Origin of the sequence: Bradyrhizobium sp. HKCCYLS3013, assembly GCF_051167615.1 — a bacterium.
Classification (GTDB): Bacteria; Pseudomonadota; Alphaproteobacteria; order Rhizobiales; family Xanthobacteraceae; genus Bradyrhizobium.
This window is the reverse complement of sequence record NZ_JBNPTK010000017.1, coordinates 96,009-118,436: the sequence shown is the minus strand read 5'-3', so window position 1 is coordinate 118,436 and position 22,428 is coordinate 96,009. Positions and strand designations below refer to the sequence as shown.

The 22,428-nt window shown below is 64.5% G+C and carries 16 protein-coding genes and 1 pseudogene; 11 read left to right on the top strand and 6 right to left on the bottom strand.

The features are described 5' to 3' along the window. Positions 1 to 178: 178 nt before the first annotated feature. Positions 179 to 839, top strand: a pseudogene (locus tag ACQR1F_RS26165) (SDR family oxidoreductase); the annotation flags it as partial. Positions 840 to 853: 14 nt separating this feature from the next. Here the strand turns inward: ACQR1F_RS26165 and ACQR1F_RS26160 are convergent. Both ACQR1F_RS26160 and ACQR1F_RS26155 read right to left on the bottom strand, forming a co-directional pair. Further along, positions 854 to 985 (bottom strand): hypothetical protein, encoded by a 132-nt coding sequence (locus tag ACQR1F_RS26160; RefSeq protein WP_315799897.1) that lies wholly within the window; start codon positions 983 to 985, stop codon positions 854 to 856. 24 nt (positions 986 to 1,009) lie between these two features. Next, positions 1,010 to 1,201 carry a hypothetical protein gene (locus ACQR1F_RS26155; RefSeq protein WP_316215853.1) on the bottom strand — a complete coding sequence of 64 codons (192 nt, stop codon included), beginning with the start codon at positions 1,199 to 1,201 and terminating at the stop codon, positions 1,010 to 1,012. 538 nt (positions 1,202 to 1,739) lie between these two features. Between ACQR1F_RS26155 and ACQR1F_RS26150 the strand changes: the two genes are divergently transcribed. Further along, positions 1,740 to 7,919 (top strand): HAMP domain-containing protein, encoded by a 6,180-nt coding sequence (locus ACQR1F_RS26150; protein WP_315800421.1) that lies wholly within the window; start codon positions 1,740 to 1,742, stop codon positions 7,917 to 7,919. Positions 7,920 to 7,932: 13 nt separating this feature from the next. Continuing rightward, positions 7,933 to 9,426 (top strand): HWE histidine kinase domain-containing protein, encoded by a 1,494-nt coding sequence (locus ACQR1F_RS26145; RefSeq protein ID WP_316236699.1) that lies wholly within the window; start codon positions 7,933 to 7,935, stop codon positions 9,424 to 9,426. Positions 9,427 to 9,440: 14 nt separating this feature from the next. Here ACQR1F_RS26145 and ACQR1F_RS26140 read toward each other — a convergent pair whose 3' ends face one another. Both ACQR1F_RS26140 and ACQR1F_RS26135 read right to left on the bottom strand, forming a co-directional pair. Continuing rightward, the gene (locus ACQR1F_RS26140) at positions 9,441 to 11,723 is read right to left on the bottom strand and encodes an FdhF/YdeP family oxidoreductase (RefSeq protein ID WP_434914112.1); all 2,283 of its coding nucleotides are present in this window, start codon (positions 11,721 to 11,723) and stop codon (positions 9,441 to 9,443) included. A gap of 288 nt (positions 11,724 to 12,011) precedes the next feature. Further along, positions 12,012 to 12,572, bottom strand: coding sequence for a type 1 glutamine amidotransferase domain-containing protein (locus ACQR1F_RS26135; protein ID WP_434895223.1), 561 nt, complete (start codon positions 12,570 to 12,572; stop codon positions 12,012 to 12,014). Positions 12,573 to 12,738: 166 nt separating this feature from the next. Between ACQR1F_RS26135 and ACQR1F_RS26130 the strand changes: the two genes are divergently transcribed. Then, entirely contained in the window at positions 12,739 to 13,095 is a 357-nt protein-coding gene (locus tag ACQR1F_RS26130; protein ID WP_434914139.1) for a hypothetical protein, read from the top strand. Positions 13,096 to 13,175: 80 nt separating this feature from the next. Here the strand turns inward: ACQR1F_RS26130 and ACQR1F_RS26125 are convergent, their stop codons facing one another. Next, entirely contained in the window at positions 13,176 to 13,409 is a 234-nt protein-coding gene (locus tag ACQR1F_RS26125) for a hypothetical protein (RefSeq protein ID WP_434914111.1), read from the bottom strand. 95 nt (positions 13,410 to 13,504) lie between these two features. Here ACQR1F_RS26125 and ACQR1F_RS26120 point away from each other — a divergent pair, with 95 nt between their 5' ends. After that, positions 13,505 to 13,696 (top strand): DUF3072 domain-containing protein, encoded by a 192-nt coding sequence (locus ACQR1F_RS26120; protein WP_315799891.1) that lies wholly within the window; start codon positions 13,505 to 13,507, stop codon positions 13,694 to 13,696. Between the two features lie 131 nt (positions 13,697 to 13,827). Beyond that, a complete protein-coding gene (locus ACQR1F_RS26115) occupies positions 13,828 to 14,115 on the top strand; it encodes a hypothetical protein (protein WP_315799890.1) in 288 nt (95 codons plus the stop codon). A gap of 21 nt (positions 14,116 to 14,136) precedes the next feature. Here ACQR1F_RS26115 and ACQR1F_RS26110 read toward each other — a convergent pair whose 3' ends face one another. Beyond that, a complete protein-coding gene (locus tag ACQR1F_RS26110) occupies positions 14,137 to 15,504 on the bottom strand; it encodes a glycoside hydrolase family 3 N-terminal domain-containing protein (RefSeq protein WP_434914110.1) in 1,368 nt (455 codons plus the stop codon). 213 nt (positions 15,505 to 15,717) lie between these two features. On the opposite strand from ACQR1F_RS26110, the gene ACQR1F_RS26105 reads away from it, so the two are divergent. From ACQR1F_RS26105 to ACQR1F_RS26085, 5 genes are all read left to right on the top strand, one after another. Beyond that, the gene (locus ACQR1F_RS26105; RefSeq protein ID WP_434914109.1) at positions 15,718 to 17,196 is read left to right on the top strand and encodes a DUF4153 domain-containing protein; all 1,479 of its coding nucleotides are present in this window, start codon (positions 15,718 to 15,720) and stop codon (positions 17,194 to 17,196) included. 23 nt (positions 17,197 to 17,219) lie between these two features. Continuing rightward, positions 17,220 to 17,921, top strand: coding sequence for a response regulator transcription factor (locus tag ACQR1F_RS26100; protein WP_315799887.1), 702 nt, complete (start codon positions 17,220 to 17,222; stop codon positions 17,919 to 17,921). Continuing rightward, positions 17,918 to 19,531 (top strand): ATP-binding protein, encoded by a 1,614-nt coding sequence (locus ACQR1F_RS26095; RefSeq protein ID WP_434848642.1) that lies wholly within the window; start codon positions 17,918 to 17,920, stop codon positions 19,529 to 19,531. The genes ACQR1F_RS26100 and ACQR1F_RS26095 overlap by 4 nt, the downstream gene beginning before the upstream one ends. A 276-nt stretch (positions 19,532 to 19,807) precedes the next feature. Beyond that, a complete protein-coding gene (locus ACQR1F_RS26090; RefSeq protein ID WP_316178640.1) occupies positions 19,808 to 21,424 on the top strand; it encodes an ABC transporter substrate-binding protein in 1,617 nt (538 codons plus the stop codon). 24 nt (positions 21,425 to 21,448) lie between these two features. Beyond that, a complete protein-coding gene (locus ACQR1F_RS26085; protein WP_316215860.1) occupies positions 21,449 to 22,426 on the top strand; it encodes an ABC transporter permease in 978 nt (325 codons plus the stop codon). Positions 22,427 to 22,428: the final 2 nt, after the last annotated feature.

Below are 22,428 nucleotides of genomic sequence, written 5' to 3'. Positions count from 1 at the left end.
GGTCCTCGCCGCGTTCAGTCCTGACAATGCCTTGGCTTGGCTGCGTCATCGGATAGCTCCTTCTGTCGGTGATCCAAGCGCGCCGAGCTGGGTAGCGCCGACGCGGCCGCGGTTCGCGCCGTAACGACGCCGGCTACGCCTGTTCGTTCCCTCCTTGAGCTAACACGTCGCAGAATCGACCGCGTCACCCGGCTCAGCGCAGTTCGGAGGCCCTCGCCGGCGCAAGGCGCTGATCACCGGGGAGCGACTGCTGCATGGGACGCACTGACGCCCTCGCCGAAACGCGCCGAGCGACGACCCAACCGAAGAGCCGGATGCGCAGGAGGTCATCGCCTTGATCCGGGCGGGAGGGCGGAAGGCCGTCGCCATCACTGGCGACCTGCGCGACGAGGAGTTCTGCCGGCGGCTGGTGCAACAGGCCATCGAAGCGCTCGGCGGACTCGACATCGTCGCGGCAGCAGACGCGTCAGTCGATCCGGGACGTCTCTTCCGAAGATTTCGATGCAACCATGAAGGCCAACATTCATGCCCCGTTCTGGATCATCAAGGCCGCCTGCCCTCACGTCAAGCCGGGATCAGCCAACGAACTACGTAAAGTCGTTGGCCAAGCAGCCGGGCCGAAGGGTACTCGTAACGCCGTCGCTCCCGGCCAACCTGGACCCCGCTTCAGGTCTCCGGCGGAGCTGAAATGGAGACGCTGGACGCGCGGCGGCCAGACCCCGCTGGGCCGTACCGGCGAGCCGGCGGAGCTCGGATCGATCCATGTACAATTGGCGGCTGCAAACGCGACCTACGCCGATGGACAGGTCTATGGATCCTCTGGCGGATCGGCAGCTTTGATGCTGCCGCTGGTTCAGATGCGGGTGATGGGCTGCGGCAGCGAATACGCTTCCGTATGCACCTGGCGGATCGTCGTGAACGCGGCGACGGCCGATGCCAGGCCGAAGGCCGTCAGCAGTGCAATGAGAACGGTGCGGGGTGTCATGGGACGCTCCTCCATTCGGATTTGTTACTTGGGCAGCGCAGTCCAGGGCTCTCCGAGCGGCGCAATCTCGCCATCGAGCCAATCCTGCTGGAGGGCGAGGGCGTTCCAGCCCTGGGCCATCCGTTGATAGCGCCGGAACGCCGGCTCTCCGTCGGCGCGCTCCGCGAGCTGAAGACAGTTGTCTGCGTTCTCTCTGAAAAGATCTGATTGTTTCATCCCAATGAGTTGGTAGACGCGGCGGAGCGGTGCAACTCTGTTACATGATATTAATATTCGCCCTGCGCTCGATGGAACATGGCGCGCATTGCAGCGCCATCCGACCTCCTCCTGTCTCCCGCACCATTCCCCATCGTGCCTTCGGAGGCCATCGCGGCGACTGAGCTACCGATCTCGACCCGCGGTTCTCCGACGGCGTCTCTTCGTTGTTCCATGGAAATGGCCGTCCTCGTTGGCAGTTAAATCCTTTGGAACCCTATTGCTGGAGGGGAGTTGAGGTGCTTGTGCCAGCAGAAGCCGGTTCCATAAGCCTGAGAAATCGGCGTCCCGGCTTGATTTGGATAGTTGCGGCGGCTTGTATGCCGCCGGCTATACGAATCTCGGATTCTTGCTGGCAGGCGGTCTGCCACGGGGGAACTTGATGAGCGATGTCGATTCTGCTGCCGGTCCGATGCCCCTGCGCCAAGGGTTTGGTCGCCAAGGCAACGGAGCCGAGGCGGCCGATGCCAGCCAGGATCTGCTCCGTGTCCTCCAGGCGATGCGTTCCGGAGATTTCTCCGTGCGCATGAGCGGCGACTATCTCGGCATTGACGGCAAGATCGCCGACACGTTCAACGAGATCATTGCAGCCAACGAGCGGATGGCGCAGCAGCTCGAACGCGTCGGCCAGGTCGTGGGACGGGAGGGAAAGACGCGCCAGCGCGTGCGATTCGGCATTGCCAGCGGCTCCTGGGCGGACATGGAGAGCTCGATCAACACGTTGATCGACGATCTTCTATGGCCCACCCGCGAGGTGACGCGCGCGGTCGCCGCCGTGGCCCAAGGCGACCTCCTGCAGACCGTGAAGCTGGACGTCGATGGGCGGCCTCTGGGCGGCGAGTTCCTGCAGTCGGCGACCATCGTCAACACGATGATCAAGCAGCTCAGCGTCTTCACCTCCGAGGTGACGCGCGTGGCGCGCGAGGTCGGCACCGAGGGCAAGCTCGGCGGCCAGGCCCAGGTTCCCGAGGTCACGGGCGTCTGGAAGGACCTGACCGAGAGCGTCAACTCGATGGCCAACAACCTCACCGGCCAGGTCCGCAACATCGCGGAGGTGACGATCGCGGTGGCCAATGGCGACCTGTCGAAGAAGATCACCGTCGACGTGCGCGGCGAGATCCTGCAGCTGAAGGAAGCCATCAACACGATGGTCGATCAGTTGCGCTCGTTCGCCTCTGAGGTGACGCGCGTGGCGCGCGAGGTCGGCACCGACGGCAAGCTCGGCGGCCAGGCGATCGTTCCCGGCGTTGCCGGCACCTGGAAGGACCTCACCGACTCCGTCAACGCGATGTGCGGCAACCTCACCGCTCAGGTCCGCAACATTGCCAACGTCACCACTGCGGTCGCCCGCGGCGACCTGTCACGCAAGATCACGGTCGACGTGCGCGGCGAGATCTTGGAGCTGAAGGACACCATCAACACGATGGTCGACCAGCTCAACGCCTTCGCCTCCGAAGTGACGCGCGTGGCGCGCGAGGTCGGCACCGAGGGCAAGCTCGGCGGCCAGGCGCAGGTGCCGGGCGTTGCCGGCACCTGGAAGGATCTCACCGACAACGTGAACTTCATGGCGTCGAACCTGACGGCCCAGGTGCGCAACATCGCCGACGTCGCGACCGCCATCGCCAGCGGCGATCTATCAAAGAAGATCACGGTCAACGTCTCCGGCGAGATACTTCAGTTGAAGGAGACGCTGAACACGATGGTCGACCAGCTCAACGCGTTCGCCGGCGAGGTCACGCGCGTCGCGCGCGAGGTCGGCACCGACGGTCGGCTCGGCGGCCAGGCCAACGTGCTCGGCGTTGCCGGCACCTGGAAGGATCTCACCGAGAGCGTCAACTCGATGGCGTCGAACCTGACGGCGCAGGTCCGCAACATCGCGGAGGTGACGACCGCCGTCGCCAATGGCGACCTGTCCAAGAAGATCACCGTCGATGTGCGGGGCGAGATCCTGGAGCTGAAGGACACCATCAACACGATGGTCGACCAGCTCAACGCCTTCGCCGGCGAGGTGACGCGCGTGGCGCGCGAGGTCGGCACCGAGGGCAAGCTCGGCGGCCAGGCCATGGTGCGTGGAGTCGCCGGCACCTGGAAAGACCTCACCGACAGCGTCAACTCGATGGCCTCGAACCTGACCGGCCAGGTCCGCAACATCGCGGAGGTTGCCACCGCCGTCGCCAAGGGCGACCTGTCGAAGAAGATCACGGTCAACGTCTCCGGCGAGATCCTTCAACTGAAGGAGACGCTGAACACGATGGTCGACCAGCTCAACGCCTTTGCTGGCGAAGTCACCCGCGTGGCGCGCGAGGTCGGCACCGACGGCAAGCTCGGCGGCCAGGCCGAGGTGCCCGGCGTCGCCGGCACCTGGAAGGACCTCACCGACAGCGTCAACTCGATGGCCGGCAATCTGACCGCCCAAGTGCGCAACATCGCCGAGGTCGCAACCGCCATCGCCGGCGGCGACCTGTCGCGCAAGATCACGGTGGACGTCCGCGGCGAGATCCTGAGCCTCAAGGAGACGCTGAACACGATGGTGGATCAGCTCAACCGCTTCGCGGGCGAGGTGACGCGCGTGGCGCGCGAGGTCGGCACCGAGGGCCGGCTCGGCGGCCAGGCCAACGTCCCCGGCGTCGCCGGCACCTGGAAGGATCTCACCGACAGCGTCAACTCGATGGCCGGCAATCTGACGGCCCAGGTCCGCAACATCGCCGAGGTGACCACGGCCGTGGCGCGCGGTGACCTCTCCCGCAAGATCACCGTGGACGTGAAGGGCGAAATCCTCGAGCTGAAAAACACCATCAACACGATGGTGGACCAGCTCAACGCCTTCGCGTCCGAAGTGACGCGCGTCGCCCGTGAGGTCGGCACCGAAGGCAAGCTCGGCGGCCAGGCCGAGGTGCCCGAAGTCGCTGGTACCTGGAAGGACCTCACCGACAGCGTCAACTTCATGGCCTCGAACCTGACCGCGCAGGTCCGCAACATCGCCGAGGTCGCGACCGCCATCGCCGGCGGCGACCTATCGAAGAAGATCACGGTCGACGTGCGCGGCGAAATCCTGCTGCTCAAGGACACCCTGAACACGATGGTGGAGCAGTTGCGCTCGTTCGCGGCCGAAGTGACGCGCGTCGCGCGCGAGGTCGGCACCGAGGGCCGGCTGGGCGGCCAGGCCGTTGTGCCCGGGGTCGGCGGCACCTGGAAGGATTTGACCGACAACGTCAACCTGCTTGCGGCCAACCTGACCACGCAGGTCCGCAACATCGCAGAGGTCACCACCGCGGTGGCGCGCGGCGACCTGTCGCGCAAGATCACCGTCGACGTGAAGGGCGAAATCCTGGAGCTGAAGAACACCATCAACACCATGGTCGATCAGCTCAACGCCTTCGCCGGCGAGGTGACGCGCGTGGCGCGCGAGGTCGGCACCGAAGGCAAGCTCGGCGGACAGGCGCAGGTGCCGGGCGTTGCCGGCACCTGGAAAGACCTCACCGATACCGTGAACTTCATGGCCGCGAACCTGACCGAGCAGGTCCGCGGCATCGTCAAGGTCGTGACCGCCGTCGCCAACGGCGATCTCAAGCAGAATCTCACGGTCAAATCGAAGGGCGAGGTCGCAGCGCTCGCCGACACCATCAACAACATGACGGAGACGCTGGCGACCTTCGCCGACCAGGTGACGAGCGTGGCCCGCGAGGTCGGCGTCGAGGGCAGGCTCGGCGGTCAGGCCAACGTGCCCGGCGCGGCCGGCACGTGGAAGGACCTGACCGGCAACGTCAACCTGCTCGCGGCCAATCTGACGTCCCAGGTGCGCGCTATCGCCGAGGTCGCGACGGCCGTGACCAAGGGCGATCTCACCCGCTCCATCCAGGTCGATGCCCGCGGCGAGGTGGCCGAGCTCAAAGACAACATCAATACGATGATCACCAATCTGAGGCTCACCACCGACCTCAACACCGAGCAGGATTGGCTCAAGACGAACCTCGCCAAGTTCACCAACATGCTGCAGGGCCAGCGCGACCTGACCACCGTCGGCCGCCTGCTGCTGACCGAGCTGACGCCGCTGGTGAACGCCCATCGCGGTGTGATCTATCAGGTCGAGACTGAGTCCGCGCCACAGCTGCGCCTGCTCGCCTCATACGCCGATGACGGCATCTATCCTCACCGGACGCATGTCCAGTTCGGCGAGGGCCTCATCGGGCAATGCGCGATCGACAAACGCCAGCGGCTGGTCTCGGAGATCCCAGCCGACGTCATCCCCGTGGGCTCCGCCCTGCTCCGCGCCGTCCCGAAGAACCTCGTGGTGCTGCCGGTGTTGTTCGAGAACCAGGTCAAGGCGGTGATCGAGCTGGCGTCGCTCAGCCCATTCACGACGTCGCAGATGACGTTCCTCGAGCAGCTCACCGACTCCATCGGCATCGTGCTCAATTCGATCGAAGCCACGATGCAGACCGAGGGACTGTTGAAGCAGTCGCAGCAGCTCGCCGCGGAGCTTCAGACCCAGCAGCGCGAGCTGCAGCAGACCAACGAACAGCTCGAGCAGAAGGCGCAACAGCTCGCCGAGCGCAACGTCGAGGTCGAGCGCAAGAACCAGGAGATCGAGCAGGCCCGCCGCGCGCTCGAGGAAAAGGCGACCGAACTCGCGCTGACATCCAAGTACAAGTCCGAGTTCCTCGCCAACATGTCGCACGAGCTGCGCACGCCGCTCAACAGCATCCTGATCCTCGGCCAGCAGCTGACCGAGAATCCGGACGGCAATCTCACTCTCAAGCAGGTCGAGTTCGCCCGCACCATCCATGGCGCCGGCACCGATCTGCTCAATCTGATCAGCGACATCCTCGATCTCTCCAAGATCGAGTCCGGCACCGTGACGGTCGATGCCGAGGAGATCCTCACCACCAACCTCCTGGATACCGTGGGACGTCCGTTCCGCCACGAGGCAGAAAACCGCCTGCTCGCCTTCAACATCGACGTCGACCCGAACCTGGCCCGCAGCATCGTCACGGATTCCAAGCGCTTGCAGCAGGTGCTGAAGAACCTGCTTTCGAACGCCTTCAAGTTCACCGCCGAAGGAGGGGTGCGCTTGAAGGTGTCTGCGGCGCTCGGCGGATGGAGCGCAGAACATCCGGTGCTCAACACTGCGCCGGCCGTGATCGCGTTCGAGGTCTCGGACACCGGCATCGGCATTCCGCAAGACAAGCAGAAGCTGATCTTCGAGGCGTTCCAGCAGGCGGATGCCGGCACGAGCCGCAAATATGGCGGCACCGGTCTCGGGCTCGCGATCAGCCGCGAGCTCGCCAACCTCCTGGGCGGCGAGATCCATCTCAAGAGCGCCCCCGGCAAAGGCAGCACCTTCACGCTCTATCTGCCGCTCAAATATTCAGGTCCCGCAACGACGCCGCGCGTCAGTCCCGCATCGCCCGTTCCCTACGTTCAACCTCCAGCCCTGCAGCAAGCGGCCGCGCCGGAGCGCGGGATCGAGCCGCCGCCGGACGATCGTCTCGATCTCGAACCCGGCGATACGATCCTGCTCGTGGTCGAGGACGATCCACACTACGCGCGCGTCCTGATCGACCTCGCGCGCGATAAGGGCTTCAAGGTCCTGATCGCCGGCCGCGGCGCCGAAGCGCTGGATCTCGCCAAGCAGTATCAACCAGCCGCGATCTCTCTGGACGTCTTCCTGCCGGATATGCTCGGCTGGACCGTTCTGAGCCAGCTCAAGCATAATCCGCTGACACGGCACATCCCGGTGCAGATCATCACGCTCGACGAAGATCGCCAGCACGCTTTGGCGCGTGGCGCCTTCTCCTTTGTCAGCAAGCCCACGACAACAGAAGGCGTCAGCGCGGCCCTGTCGCAGATCAAGGAATACGCCAAGCCGCGACGCAAGCGGCTGCTGATCGTCGAGGACAACGCGGCCGAGCAGCTCAGCATCCGCCAGCTGTTGGATCACGACGACATCGAGATCATCGCGGCGGATACGGGAGCTGCGGCGCTCGATACGCTGCGTAGCGCCCCGTGCGATTGCGTGGTTCTCGATCTGCGGCTGCCCGACATGAGCGGGTTCGACGTCCTCGATCAATTGCGCTCCGACGAATTCTTGTCGAGCGTTCCGGTGGTCGTCTTCACCGGGCGGGAATTGTCGGCCGAGGAGGATGCGGAACTGCATACGATGGCGCGGAGCATCGTCGTCAAGGGCGTCGAATCGCCGGAGCGGCTGCTCGACGAGACGTCGTTGTTCCTGCACCGCGTGATTACGGAACTGCCGCTCGAGAAGCAGCGCATGCTCGAGAAGCTGAACAGTTCCGACGAGGATCTGATCGGCAAGACGGTGCTGCTGGTCGACGACGACGCCCGCAACATCTTTGCTCTCTCCAGCGTGCTGGAACGCCGCGGCATGAAAGTGCTGACGGCGACCACCGGCAGCGAAGCGATCGACCTGGTGCAGAGCAATCCTGCAATCGCGATCGTCCTCATGGACATCATGATGCCGCAGATGGATGGTTATCAGACAATCGGCGTCATCAGGCAAAACCCCGCCTTCGTCCGGCTCCCCATCATCGCGTTGACCGCGAAAGCCATGAAGGGAGACCGCGAAAAGTGTCTCGAGGCTGGCGCCTCCGATTATCTGGCAAAACCCGTCAACACCGAGCAGCTGCTTCTTGCGATTCGCATGTGGCTGCACCGCTGAACGGCTCATCATGATGGAACATGCGAAGGTCAACATCCTCCTGGTCGACGATCAGCCCGCGAAGCTGCTGGCCTACGAGGTCATCCTGAAGGAACTCGGCGAAAACCTCGTAGTCGCCACCTCTGGTCGCGAGGCGCTCGAAATTCTGTTGAAGAACGAGATCGCCGTGATCCTCGTCGACGTCTGCATGCCTGAGCTCGACGGTTTCGAGCTGGCGCAAATGATCCGTGAGCATCCGAGGTTCCAGAAGATTGCGATCATCTTCATCTCCGCCATCCAGGTAAGCGACTTCGATCGCCTGCGTGGCTATGAGATGGGCGCCGTCGACTACGTGCCGGTTCCCGTCGTGCCGGAGGTGCTGCGCGCCAAAATCAAGGTCTTTGCCGAGCTCTATCGCAAGACACGCGAGCTGGAACATCTGAACCTTGAGCTGGAGGACCGGGTACGGGCCCGCACGGCCGAGCTTGAGCGATCAACAGCAAAGCTCGTCGAGAGCGAGCAGCGTCGGAGCATGGCGATCGCGGCCGGCCGGATGGGCTCATGGGACTGGGACGGTGTCAATGGCGACTGGATGTGGGATGAGGGCCAGTACCGCATCTTCGGCGTCACGCCGCAGAACTTCGAGCTGAACACCGTGAACATCATGGCGCTGCTGCACCGGGAGGATGCCGAGCGCGCCCGCCAGGTGGTCGCGGAATTCAGCCGTGGCACGGCTTCGTATGAGGCTGAGTTCCGGATCAACCGGCCCGATGGCGAAGAGCGGTGGTGCGTTGGAACGGCCGCGGCGACCACCGACAGGACTGGCCGCGTGATCCGCGTCAGCGGGGTCACGATCGACATCACCGAGCGCAAGCGCGCCGAGGAACGACAGAACCTGCTGACCCGCGAGGTGGATCATCGTGCCAAGAATGCGCTGACCTTGGCCCAGTCGATCGTGCGGCTCACCAAGGCGGACAGCGTGAAGACCTATGTCAACGCGGTAGAGGGGCGCATCAGCGCACTGGCCCGCGTTCACACCATCCTCTCGCTATCAAGCTGGGAAGGTGCGAAGATAAGCAGGTTGGTGGCCGAAGAACTTGCACCCTATGCACCGGGCGGCCAGGTCGCCTTTGACGGTGCCGAGCTGCAACTCGAGCCTGCGACCGCACAGACGCTGGCGTTGGCGCTGCACGAGCTGGTGACAAACTCGGCCAAATACGGCGCGCTGTCGGTCCGCTCCGGACATCTCTCGGTCAAATGGACCATCCAGGATGAGCGCCTGGATCTGATCTGGATTGAAACCGGCGGTCCCTTGGTGCGCGCACCGACCTCGCGCGGCTTCGGCACGCGCAGCCTGATGGCCAGTGTGGAAAGCCAGCTCGGTGGGCGCGCCTCCTTCGACTGGCGTCCAGAGGGATTGGTGTGCCGGCTGGTCGTCCCGCTCCGCCCCGGCGCGACCCCGCCGGAGATCACGAGCCCTTGCGCAACGGCGGCTCCGGACGACGCACGACAACGGGCTGCGGGCTGACCGCCCCGGGTAGCTCAGGCCATGTCGCGCGAGATCCGGACCGGGATCGACTTGGCGGCGGGCACCTTGCTGCCCTCCGCATAGTGCCATAGCGGAATCAATCCGTTGCATTCGGGGTAGTAGGCCGCAACGCTGTAGCGCGGAATGTCGAACGCCACTGCCTGGAGCCCGCCCAGCGAGCGCTCCACGCCGTCATCGGCCTCGGTCGAGAGCCGAACCGGTTCGCCCTGCTTGATGCCCAGATCAGCCATGTCGCTCGCGTTCATGAAGACGATCTGACGGCCACCGGTGACGCCGCGAAAACGGTCGTCCTCGTTGTAGATGGTGGTGTTGAACTGGCCGTCGGCGCGCAAGGTCATCAGCTGATACACGCCATTGCCTTCCTCCGGAGGATTGAGCGCCGCCTTGGGCACGGTGAAGTTCGCCTTGCCGGTCGGCGTCTTCCATTTGCGTTCGCGGGCGCCAAGCGGCCGCGGAAAGCCGCCGGGCTCAAACAGGCGCTTGTTGAAGTCTTTGAACTGCTCGGGATAGGTCCGCTCGATCGCGTCTCTGACGCGCGCGTAGTCGCCCACCCAGGCATCCCAGTCGACGTGCGGATTTGGCTTCAGGGTGGCCTTGGCGAGACCGGCGACAATGGCTGGTTCGGACAACAGGGTCTCGGCGACGGGTTGGCGCTGCCCGCGCGAGCCGTGAATGCAGGTGGTGGAGTCCTCCATCGAGGCCGCCTGATCTCCGCTGGCCTGTCGGTCGATTTCGATGCGGCCGAGGCACGGCAGCAGATAGGTCACCTCGCCTGCGACGATGTGGCTGCGATTGAGCTTGGTTGCGATCTGCACAGACAGCCGCAGCTTCGACCACGCCGGCTCCATCAGCGAACGTTCCGGGACGGCGCGCAGGAAGTTGCCGCCGAGACTGATGAAGCCCTTCACGTCGCCCTTGATGATGCCCTGGCAGGCATCCACCGTGCTGAGACCGTCCCATCGCGGCGGCTCGAAGGAATAGAGATCGGCCAGTTTGTCGAGTGGCACCAGCTTGGTCTTCTCGGAGATTCCCACGGTGCGCTGACCCTGCACGTTGGAATGGCCGCGGACAGGCGAGATGCCGGCCCCGGGCTTGCCGATATTGCCGCGCAACAGCAGGAGATTCACGATCATCTTGGCCGTCTCGACGCCATGCCGATGCTGCGTAATTCCCATGCCGTAATTGGCGATCACAGCGTGCGAGTTCGCGTAGACCTTGGCTGCCTCCAGAATAGCGGCGCGCTCGAGGCCGGAAGACCGCTCGATATCGCTCCACGACGCCTGCCGGCAGAAGGTCGCAAAGGCCTCGAAGCCGGACGTGTGCTGCTCGATGAAGGCGACATCCAGCACACGCGGGCTCTTCGTGGCGACCGCCGCGTCATCCGCCTCGATGACCGCCTTGCACAATCCGAGCAGCGTCGCCCCATCTCCGCCGACGCGCAATTGATGATATTGCGTGCTGATCCGCGTCCCGCCGGTCAGCACCATCTGAATCGGGTTCTGCGGATCGGTGAAGCGCTCCAGCCCTCGCTCACGCAGCGGGTTGAAGGTGATGATGGGTACGCCGCGTTGCGCCGCCCGCTGCAACGGATGCAGCATGCGCGGCGAGTTCGTCGTCGTGTTCTGGCCGAAGAAAAATATGCAATCCGCTTTGTCGAAATCCTCCAGCAGCACCGTGCCGACGGGCACGCCGATCACCTCAGGCAGCGCTACCGACGTCGACTCGTGGCACATGTTGGAGCTGTCGGGAAAATTGTTGGTGCCGTACATCCGGCCGAACAGCTGATACATGTAGCTCGTCTCGAGCGAGGCCCGGCCCGACGTGTACATCACGACCGACCGTGGATCGAGCCTGTTCAACTCCGCCCCGATGTCGCGGAAGGCCTCGTCCCAGCTCACGGCAACATAGCGATCCGCCGCAGCGTCGTAGCGCATGGGATGAGCGAGACGCCCCTGCTCTTCGAGCTGATGATCCGACCAGCCTCGCAACTCTGTCAGACTGTGCCGAGCAAAGAACTCCGGTCCGACGGTCTTGCCGGTGATTTCCCACGCGGTCGCCTTGGCGCCATTCTCGCAAAATTCGAACGGGTGCGGCTTTGCCGGCTTGGCCCAGGAGCAGCTGACGCACATGAAGCCGCCCGGCTTGTTCTGTTTCAGCAGGATCTCGCTGCCGAGCAGCGTCACCTCCTCCTGCGTGAGGATGCTCGCGACCGCGTGCACCGACCCCCAACCGCCAGCCGGAGATTTGTAGTCCTGGATTTTTGCCTTCTCGCTCACGACGCATCTCCGCGGCCTGGCCAAAAGCGGCAAACCCGGGATGAGCAGCGAAGTTCCGATTCCTCACTGAACCTTGCGAGGCTATCATCGAAGTCACGCGGGCGAAGGGCCGAACATAGGAATTAGGAACGACCCAGCCCGCCGCGAGTCATGTCCGTGCCTCTGGCGGCGTTCCCCCATCTCGCTGGAGGCACTCCGTGTGGACTGCGGCCCAGCGTTCGACCCCTCGGGCGCTGGGCCTGTCCCTCCTGAGGTGGCCGGGATTTCTCCCGGCTTCCGATCTCAGCTTCAAGCCGCGCTGCGCTTGAGATGGCGGCCTTCCCTGACCTCCTCGATGATCTTGGCGCTGAAGGCTTCCAGATCGCCGGGATTGCGCGAGGTGATCACGCCTTGATCGACGACGACCTCCGCGTCCTGCCACTGCGCGCCGGCATTGGCAACGTCCGTCTTGATCGATTTGTACGACGTCATTTTGCGCCCCTTGGCGATGCCGGTCTCGATCAGGAGCCACGGCGCATGACAGACCGCCGCGACGATCTTCTTGGCTTCGAAGATCTCCTTGATGAACCGTAGCGCCTTCGGCTCGAGCCGCAACAGATCCGGATTGATCTGGCCGCCCGGTAGCACGACGGCGTCGTAGTCCGCAGCAGAAGCGTGATCCAACGTCTTGTCGACCTTGACGGGCCGTCCCCAGTCCTTCTCATTCCATCCCTTGATCTCGCCCGGCGCGAGCGAGACGATCTCGACGGTCGCGCCCGCCTGCTTGAGGCGATCGCGGGGCACTTCGAGCTCGGATTGCTCGAACCCGTTGGTTGCGAGGATCGCGATCTTCTTTCCCTTGATATCCATTGAACTCTCCTGGCCATTCGCACCGCGGGCAACCTCCCGCTGGCGGGCATGTTCCACCTGGAAAGCGCGAGGACCGTCACAACTGGTCAATCGCTTGACGCTCTCCCGGGGGGTGGAACCAGCCCGCACGTGCCGCAGTTTGTTGGACGTCCCTGCCTTGAAATGGATGGGCGGCGTCGGGCGGCACGGCATCGCTGCGTCGGCGGATCGCAATCTGGAGGCGCTCGTGCCCTACGCATTGTTTGAGAATGACGAACAGATGACCCGCCCGTTTCCCACCGAGCGCGAGGTCTGGGAGGCCGCGGAACAGGCCGATCTCATCACGTTCGGCACGCATGGCGAGAAAATTCTGGACAACAATTTCGAGATCAAATCATGCGAGGCCACTCCGGAAGAGCTGACGGCCGTACCGCCGGACATCGTATTGCCCGAAGCTCACACGCCCCAGGTTGGCGAGCGGCACGGGACCGCCGACCCACCTTTGCCCTCGCTGCCCAAGCCAAGGACGCGGACCTCCTCATAACCGGGCGCGGACCCGCCATGGCCGTCTCGGCGAGCTGAATACCGACGAGCAGCGGATCGCTCGACCTTGTCGCCGGAATGTCATGCGTGCCGGGCCCCTCTCTGCCTGGGAGGCAGCCTGCTCGCCTCTTCCAGCTTGAGCTGCTCGCGTTGTTGCCGCAGTCCCTCAAGCGTTCCCAACATCCGCTGCAACAGCGCTTCGGCCGCCGCCGCCGGCACGCCGCCCCGCCGCAGTTGCACGATTTCGCGACGCTGCCGCCCGACCTGAAGGCGCAGACGGTCGATTTCGGCTCGAACCAGATCGAGATCGCGCATGGAGCCCCCCTCAGACGATGATCATTACACCATAGAACAAAATGGGAACATTCTGCAAGCTGGCGCATTGAGCCCGCCAAGAACGGCAGAGCCCCATGGCTGAACGGCTGCAGAAAGAACCCGAGGACTGGGGTTCCGGAGCCGATCCGATGACCGATGCCCACGCGTCCTGCTTGAAGACGCTCAGCGAGCAGGCCGGTCGCCCTGCCCCCACGCAAGCGGAGATGACGAAGGCTGAAGCGTCCGAACTGATCGATGAGATGAGACGCGCCGCGAGGTTGGATTGAGCTGGCCAAGTTCAAGTCATCGAGACGATGATTCGGCAGATCGGTATTCCGATGTTGCCGATGCCGGGCCTAGGCTGTCGCGAATCAGAAATCGGTCGTTTAGTCTTCGCGGCATTTCGCGGGAGTCCACCATGGTTGCGGACAGTGACAGCAAGGTTGCCTGGCATCGCGCCCAGCTCAAAAAGAATCGTGCTGCCTTGAAGCAGATTGAGACGGCGCGGTTCACGGTGGGCGAGAGCGCCGATGCGAAGGCGCTCGAACACACCAAGCGGCAGGTCGCGGAACTCCAGCTCAAGATACGCGAGTCCGAGCACCTCATTGCCCAGCACGACAAACAAGTACGACGCCCGCTGGCGACCGACCTGAGAAGCCTCTCGAACGTCGCCTGGCGCAACTGGACCGGCAACGGCCCGCGCTGAGGACTCGCGCTGTCCTGCCCTTCAGTCGACGATTTTCTGATGCTCGGCTCCAGTCTCTTGCAGAACCGTGGACACATTCGACGGCTCTGATCTGTCAACCGCCGGCGCCCAGCGCTTCAGCCGCTCATCGCTTCGGCTGAGGGCATCGAGGTCGATGCGTCCTTGCGCCAGAGCCTCCTTGGCGCAGGCCAGCACGCGATGAAACTGGGTGCCGTCATAGGCCACCAGCAACAGGTCGGCACCGCCGTTCAGAGCCTCCACGACAGCTTTGCAGAGATCGCGGCCGTAGATCGCCCCCATCACGAGATCATCCGTCACAATCACACCCTGATAGTTCCAGCGGCCGCGAATGAGTCCCTCGAGCACGGCTTTGGAATGTGAGGCAGGCCGCTCCGGATCGACCGCATCGACCGTCACGTGACCGACCATCATCGCCGCGTGCGAGCCCTGCAGCACCTGTCGAAATGGCCGCCAATCCGACCGTTCCAGGACATCTGCCGGTGTGCCGAGCTGTGCCGAGAAATGATGCGTATCGGCTGCGACGCGACCCAGACCAGGGAAATGCTTGATGGCCGCGCGGACACCGCTAGCTTCCAGGCCACGGACGTAGCCGAGCGCAATGTCGCCAACCACCGCGGGATCGTTGGAGATCGCGCGGCGGCCGATCAAGGTGTGAAAGTCCAGTCGGTTGCGTGTCCAGCTCGGGCGAAGGTCGACGACAGGCGCCAGGTTGAAGGTGATGCCGGCAGCCGCGAGCGCCTCACCTTGGGCGCGCCCCATCGCGAACGCATCCTGCGCTCGCCGCGAGGCCGGCAGATCGGCCAGCGTGGCGAGGCCGGGCATGTTCGGCAGTGTCGGAGACAGGTGCGCGACGGCGCCTCCCTCCTGATCCGCCGCGACCAGCAGGGACGGCAGCCCGGCACTCCGGCGCGCGTCCTGCAACCGCGCGATCTCGGTACGGAGTTGCGGCTCGGTCCGGCCACGGACGTTGTGGTGAGTAATATAGACGCCCGCGATCAACCCCTGCCGCGCCAACGCGGCTGCGTCGCCCACGGCCGTGTAGCCGACGATGAAATGCCGGCCGAGCAGACGCGCCACGTCGGGGGGCGTGCGGAACGTCTCGTACTTGCGCCAGGCAAACATGAACTGCGTCGACGTCAGCATGATCAGCGGAACGCACCATGCCAGCACGAGCGCGCGTCCGGCGGCCCCCTGCCGCCACCGGCCGCCGAGCATCAGCAGCAGCGGGACAGCAAGCCCGATGAGGAGCAGGGCCACATGGCCGCTGCCCCGCAGCCGAACCAGATAGGGCTCGTTGCTGTTCAGCGTGACTAAAATGAAGAGCAGAGCAAGGATCCAGAGAACCGCGGTCCTGATACGTCCAAGCATGTGTGCAGCCGATCATCCCAGGGGAAAGACGGCCATTGCGTAACAATCACGTTTCGCCCGCGCCAGCAGCAGAATCGCGTCTGCACCAAATCTGCAAACAAATCCTGAAATGCTGCAGATCCCCTCGTGAGCCGCTGCATAGGCAGGCGTCATGCTGGGCTCATCGGCTTGTGCCTTCCGGCCCGAGCGATGACCCAAACCAAGGATTCCTCCATGACCACCCTTGCCGAGCCGACGGCTGCACCCGTCGCGCCCGATTCCATGTGGCTCAAATTCGCCCTCGCTACAGGCCTCGTCGGCCTCGCCGACCCGTTGCTCTACGACGGCCGGCCGATCGGCCTGGCGTTTCCGCTGTTCTTCGCCGCGCTTGCCGCGGCCAGCGTTCTTGCCAACCTTGCCAAGACCACTCGAGGCCGTCTGGTCGGAGCCGCAGTTCTCTTCGGTGCCGGCCTGGCTCCCGCCATCGAGGAACTGAACCTGCTTTCTTTTCCTGTCCTGCTGCTCACGACGCTGTCGGCCGTCGCGCTGGCGACCAACCGATCCGCGCGCGGCTTCCGGCTTCCGCTGACCGCCGCACGGCAATTGCTGCTCATCGGACCGTTTCGGCTGATACCGGATGCGATCGTGACGCTACGCACGAACATGGTCATGCGAACTCTCCTTGTCTGGAGCATCCCGCTGGCACTCGGTTGCGTGTTCCTGGCTCTGTTCGCGGCAGCCAATCCGGTCATTGAGCGCTGGTTCGCCGTTCTCAGTCCCGAGCAGGTCGCTTCCCAACTCACGATGGGGCGCGCGATCTTCTGGCTCGTCACGTTGTCCATGGTCTGGCCGTTCATCAATCTTCGCTGGCGCGAGCGGACCAAGACTTGGAGCCCGCCGATCGAAAGCGAACCCGATCAGCCGTCAATCCTGGCGACCGTGCTCGGCCCTGAAACGGTGCTTCGGGCGCTGATCCTGTTCAACATCCTGTTTGCTCTCCAGACGGCGCTCGACGGCGCCTATCTGTGGGGACATGCCGCGCTTCCGGACGGCATGACCTATGCGGCCTATGCGCACCGGGGCGCCTATCCCTTGATCGTCACAGCGCTGCTCGCGGCGGCCTTCGTCATCGTCGCCGTCCGCTCCGAGACCACGGCAAACGAGTCGCGATTGGTCCGGCCGCTGGTCTATCTCTGGGTGGCACAGAACGTGATACTGGTCGTATCCTCGATCCAACGGCTTCACATGTATATCGAGACTTATGCTCTGACCTATTGGCGGATCGCGGCCTTGATATGGATGATCCTGGTTGCGATCGGCCTGATCCTCATCGTGCTCAGGATCGCTCTCGCCAAGTCCAACGCGTGGCTCGTCCGCATGAACATCCTGGTGCTCTCGGCGACCATTTACGGCTGTGCACTGATCAATTTCGACCGGCCGATCGCAGACTTCAATGTCTCCCATAGTCGTGAGGCGGGGCAGAGCGGCCCTCTCATCGACGGCTCCTATCTCGTCTGGCTCGGGCCAGAGGCGCTGCCGGCCATCGAGCGGGCGATGCTGTTGCGACCGACGGACCGGGGACTGGCGAGCGACCGCGATCGGCTCCTCGCGCAACAGCAAAGCAGCATGGCGTCCTGGCGATCCTGGAGTTTTCGCGGCTGGCGCCTGCAGCGCTATCTCGATACACATCCCGTGTCGCAGAAACCAAGCTGATGCCTCGCCGCGGAGGAAAGCACGTGTCTCCCCGAATCCTCATCGTCGACGACGACCCGCATATCCGCGAGGTCCTGCGCGTGGCCTTGAGCAAGGCCGGCATGGCGGTGAAGGAAGCCGCCGACGGCCGCGCCGCGCTGGCCAGGTTCGCCGAAGACCGTCCGGACCTGATCGTGCTCGACGTCGGCATGCCGGAGTACGACGGCCTCGAGGTCTGCCGGCGGATTCGCCGGACCTCGCAGGTGCCGATCCTGTTCCTGTCGGCGCGCGACGAGGAGATCGACCGTATTCTCGGGCTCGAGATCGGCGGCGACGACTACGTGACCAAGCCGTTCAGTCCGCGCGAGCTCGTCGCCCGCGTCAACGTCATTCTCCGCAGGGTCTCATCCGGTGGGGCGGATCGTGCGCCCGAACCGGAGGAGCTGGCGCATGGCAGGCTTCGTCTCGACCCGCAGCAGCATCTGGCGCGCTTCGGCGACGCGCCGCTGACACTTACCGCCCTGGAATTCAGCATCCTGCGCACGCTGATGACGCGCCCTGCCGTCGTGTTCAGCCGCGAGCAGATCATGAGCGCCGCCTATCAGCTCAACATCCAGGTTTCCGACCGCACCATCGACAGCCACATCCGCAACATCAGGGCCAAGCTGGCAGCCGCGCATTGCGAGGACGCCATCGAGACGGTGCATGGCGTCGGCTTCCGGCTCGGCCGCTGCGGCGCCCCATGATCGCGCCCAAGCCCAAGGCAAAATGGCGGCCGTCGCTGGGACAGATCGTCTTCGGCGTTCTGGCGCTGGTCGGCACCTTGCCGCTGGTCGGGCTGTTCTTCTTTCGCATCTATGACAACCAGCTGATCCGCCAGACCCAGGCGGAGCTGATCGCGCAGAGCCGCGTGCTGGCGGCGGTCTTTGCCGAGGAGGTTTCCGCGCGCCTTGCCGCCGGCGTGCCGCTCGGCGCCGAGATCCCGCCCGAGTCACGTCCGGATGCCTCCGACGAGGTGACGCCGATTCGCCCCCTGCTCGATCTCCTGGCCAACGATCTGTTCGTCCGCCGGCCCGACGCACGCGATGCGGTCCATCCAGCGGATCCGGCCTACGTCGCGATCGGCGCGCGCCTGCTGCCGATCGTCAGGGAGACGCAGAAGGTCACCTTGGCCGGGTATCGCGTACTCGATCCCCAGGGCGTCGTGATCGCCGGCCGCGACGAGATGGGCAAATCCCTCGCCCATATCGACGAGGTGGCCGCCGCCCTGAAGGGACGCTACAGCGCCGCGCTCCGCATCCGCATTCCCGACAAGGCCCCGCCACCGATCTATTCGATCAGCCGCGGCGTCGGCGTCCATGTGTTCTCGGCGATGCCCGTGATCGTCGACGATCACGTCGCCGGGGTCATCTATACCTCGCGCACGCCGCGCAACATCTTCGAGCATCTCTATCAGGAGCGCGGCAAGTTCATCGCGGCCGGCTCCACCATTGTCCTCACGACGCTGCTGGTCGGCCTCATCGTGGCGCGCACGATCACGCGCCCGATGCGCGAGCTGGTCGATCGCGCCGGCCGGATCGGACGCAACGATCCCGCAGGCTTCCGTCCGCTCGCCCATTACGGCACCCGCGACTTCGCGGAGCTCGCCGAGCACTTCTTCGCCATGGCCGAGCAACTGGCGCAACGCTCCAACTACATCAGGAGCTTTTCCGCGCATCTGACCCACGAACTCAAATCACCGCTCACCTCGATCAAGGGCGCAGCCGAGCTGCTGCTCGACTCTCTGGCCAGCCCTTCTGAGACCTTGACGCGCGCCGAGCAGGAGACGTTCCTCACCAACATCCTTGGCGACGCCGACCGCCTCGCGGCACTGGCCCAGCGCTTGCGCGAGCTGGCACGGGCGGAGACGGTGTCGGCGGTCGAGGCCGGTAGCATCGCCGAGGCCGTCGGCACGCTGCGATCGCGTTTCCCGTCGGTTGTCATCGAGACATCAGGGCCGGTCGAACGTAGCACGACATTGCCGAACGAAACCGTGCTCATCGTGCTCACGCATCTCGTCGACAACGCCGTCCGGCATGGCGCCCTGCGCATCCGCCTCGAGGCCGAGGAGAGCAAGGAGATGCTGATCGTCATCGCCAGCAATGACGGCGATCCGATCTCGCCTGACAACCGCGACCGCATCTTCGACGCCTTCTTCACGACCCGGCGCGACAGCGGCGGTACCGGCATGGGGCTGGCGATCGTGCGCGCCATCATGGCAAACCATGGCGGCGAGATCTCGCTGCGGCCGAGCGAGACCGGTGTCGCATTCGTGCTGCGGCTACCGATCGAATGCAGACGCGGGACGCCGACTTAAGATAGCGTGCTCTCTGCGGCGCCACGTCAAAGTTGCTTCCGGTCGCTCAATCGCCGCCGGCAATCCCCACCACATTCAGGGCCTTGTCGACGAAGGTCTTCTCTCATTCGTTCGTATACGAGCAATGTATGCCACGGTGCCGCCGGCTGCATGGGCCGCACGAGAATGCCGCAGAACTGCATGGCAATTCGCAAATGACTTGGACCCGCGATCCGCGTAATCTTCGCCCCGATTGCACCATCGGCCAGCGTCCCGCTTGGCCTTCGGGAGACCTTGATGAATTCGAGCCGTTTCGAGATCAGCCGCCGGACCGCCCTCCTGACCTCCGCTGCCATCGCAGCGAACGTGGTCAATCCATTCCGCGCCTTCGCCCAGGAGACGCCGCGCAAGGGTGGCGTGTTCAACGTTCACTACGGCGCCGAGCAGCGCCAGCTCAATCCGAGCCTCCAGGCTTCGACCGGTGTCTACATCATCGGCGGCAAGATCCAGGAGAACCTCGTCGACCTCGACGCCAATGGCCAGCCGGTCGGCGTGCTGGCCGAGAGCTGGGAGGCGACGCCGGACGGCAAGACCGTCACTTTCAAGCTGCGCAAGGGCATCACCTGGCATGACGGCAAGCCGTTCACGTCGGAGGACGTTGCCTTCACCGCGATGAACATGTGGAAGAAGATCCTCAACTACGGATCGACCCTGCAGTTGTTCCTGACTGCGGTCGACACGCCAGATCCGCAAACCGCGATCTTCCGCTACGAGCGGCCGATGCCGCTCAACCTGCTGCTGCGCGCCCTGCCCGATCTCGGCTACGTCTCGGCCAAGCACATCTACGAGAGCGGCGACATCAGGCAGAACCCCGCCAACCTCGCCCCCATCGGCACTGGTCCGTTCAAATTCGTGAAGTACGAGCGCGGCCAGTATATCATCGCCGAGCGCAATGCCGACTACTGGCGGCCGAACGCACCCTATCTCGACCGCATCGTGTGGAAGGTGATTACCGACCGTGCCGCGGCGGCGGCGCAGATGGAGGCTGGCGAGCTGCACTACAGCCCGTTCTCGGGCCTGACGATCTCCGACATGGCGCGGCTCGGCAAGGACAAGCGTTTCATCGTGTCCACCAAGGGCAATGAGGGCAACGCGCGCACCAACACGCTCGAGTTCAACGTCCGCCGCAAGGAGCTGGCGGACGTGAAGGTCCGCCGTGCCATCGCGCATGCGATCAACGTTCCCTTCTTCATCGAGAACTTCCTCGGCGATTTCGCCAAGCTGGGCACCGGTCCGATCCCGTCGACCTCGACCGACTTCTACCCCGGCGCCAATACGCCGCAATATCCCTACGACAAGGCCAAGGCGGCGGCGCTCCTGGACGAAGCCGGCTACAAGCCCGGCGCCGGCGGAACCCGCTTCTCGCTGCGGCTGCTGCCTGCGCCGTGGGGTGAGGACATCTCGCTGTGGTCGACCTTCCTTCAGCAGTCGCTTGGCGAGGTCGGCATCGCGATCGAGATCGTGCGCAACGATGGCGGCGGCTTTCTCAAGCAGGTCTATGACGAGCACGCCTTCGATCTCGCGACCGGCTGGCACCAGTACCGCAACGACCCCGCGGTTTCGACCACGGTCTGGTATCGCTCCGGCCAGCCCAAGGGCGCGCCGTGGACCAATCAGTGGGGTTGGGACGATCCCAAGATCGACAAGATCATCGATGACGCGGCGACCGAGGTCGATCCGGCCAAGCGCAAGGCGCTCTATGCCGATTTCGTGCGCGAGGCCAATACCGAGCTGCCGGTGTGGATGCCGATCGAGCAGATCTTCGTCACCGTGATCACGGCCAAGGCGCGCAACCACTCGAACACGCCGCGCTGGGGATCGTCGAGCTGGCACGATCTGTGGCTTTCCGCCTGAGCCGGAATCCGTCAGGATGAGGCCATGCGCATCTTGAGCCTTGCGGGGCGGCGGCTCGCCGCCTCGATCCCCACCCTGTTCCTGATCCTGATCGGCGTCTTCCTGCTGCTGCAACTCGCGCCCGGCGATACGGTCGACGCGATGATGGCGCAGATGGGCGGCGGCGATGCCGCCACCGCTCGCGAGTTGCGTCGCTTCTATGGACTGGACCTGTCGGTCCCGATGCAGCTCGCCAATTATCTGTGGCGGCTGGTGCGTCTCGATCTCGGGTTCTCCGCGATCTACGGCAAGCCCGTCGCTGCCGTGATCCTGGAGCGGCTGCCACCGACGCTGCTGCTGATGACATCGGCGCTGTCCTTTGCCTTCTTCTTCGGTCTTGTTTTCGGGGTGATCGCCGCGCGCGGCGTCAACCGCTGGCCGGATACGCTGATCTCCACGGTGGGCCTGATCTTCTATGCCACCCCGTCGTTCTGGTTCGGACTGATGGCCATCGTCGTGTTCTCGATCTACCTGCAGTGGCTGCCCGCCGGCGGCTTCGAGGATATCGGCGCGGTCACGACCGGCGTCTGGCGCGTGCTCGATATCGCACGACACTTGGTGTTGCCGTCCTTGACACTCGGCCTGATCTTCCTCGCCATCTATCTCCGCATCATGCGCGCCTCCATGCTCGAGGTCCTGAACCTCGATTTCGTCCGCACCGCGCGCGCCAAGGGCCTCGACGAGACCCGCATCGTCACCCGCCACGTGCTGCGCAACGCGCTGCTGCCGATGGTGACGCTGATCGGACTCCAGGCCGGCACGATGCTCGGCGGCTCCGTGGTGGTCGAGACGGTGTTCTCGCTGCCCGGCCTCGGACGTCTCGCTTATGAGTCGGTCGTCCAGCGCGACCTCAACACCCTGCTCGGCATCGTCTTCGTCTCGGCGCTGCTCGTGATCGCCGTCAACTTCGTGACCGATCTGCTTTACGCGCGGCTCGATCCGCGCATCACGGCGGAGAGCTAGCG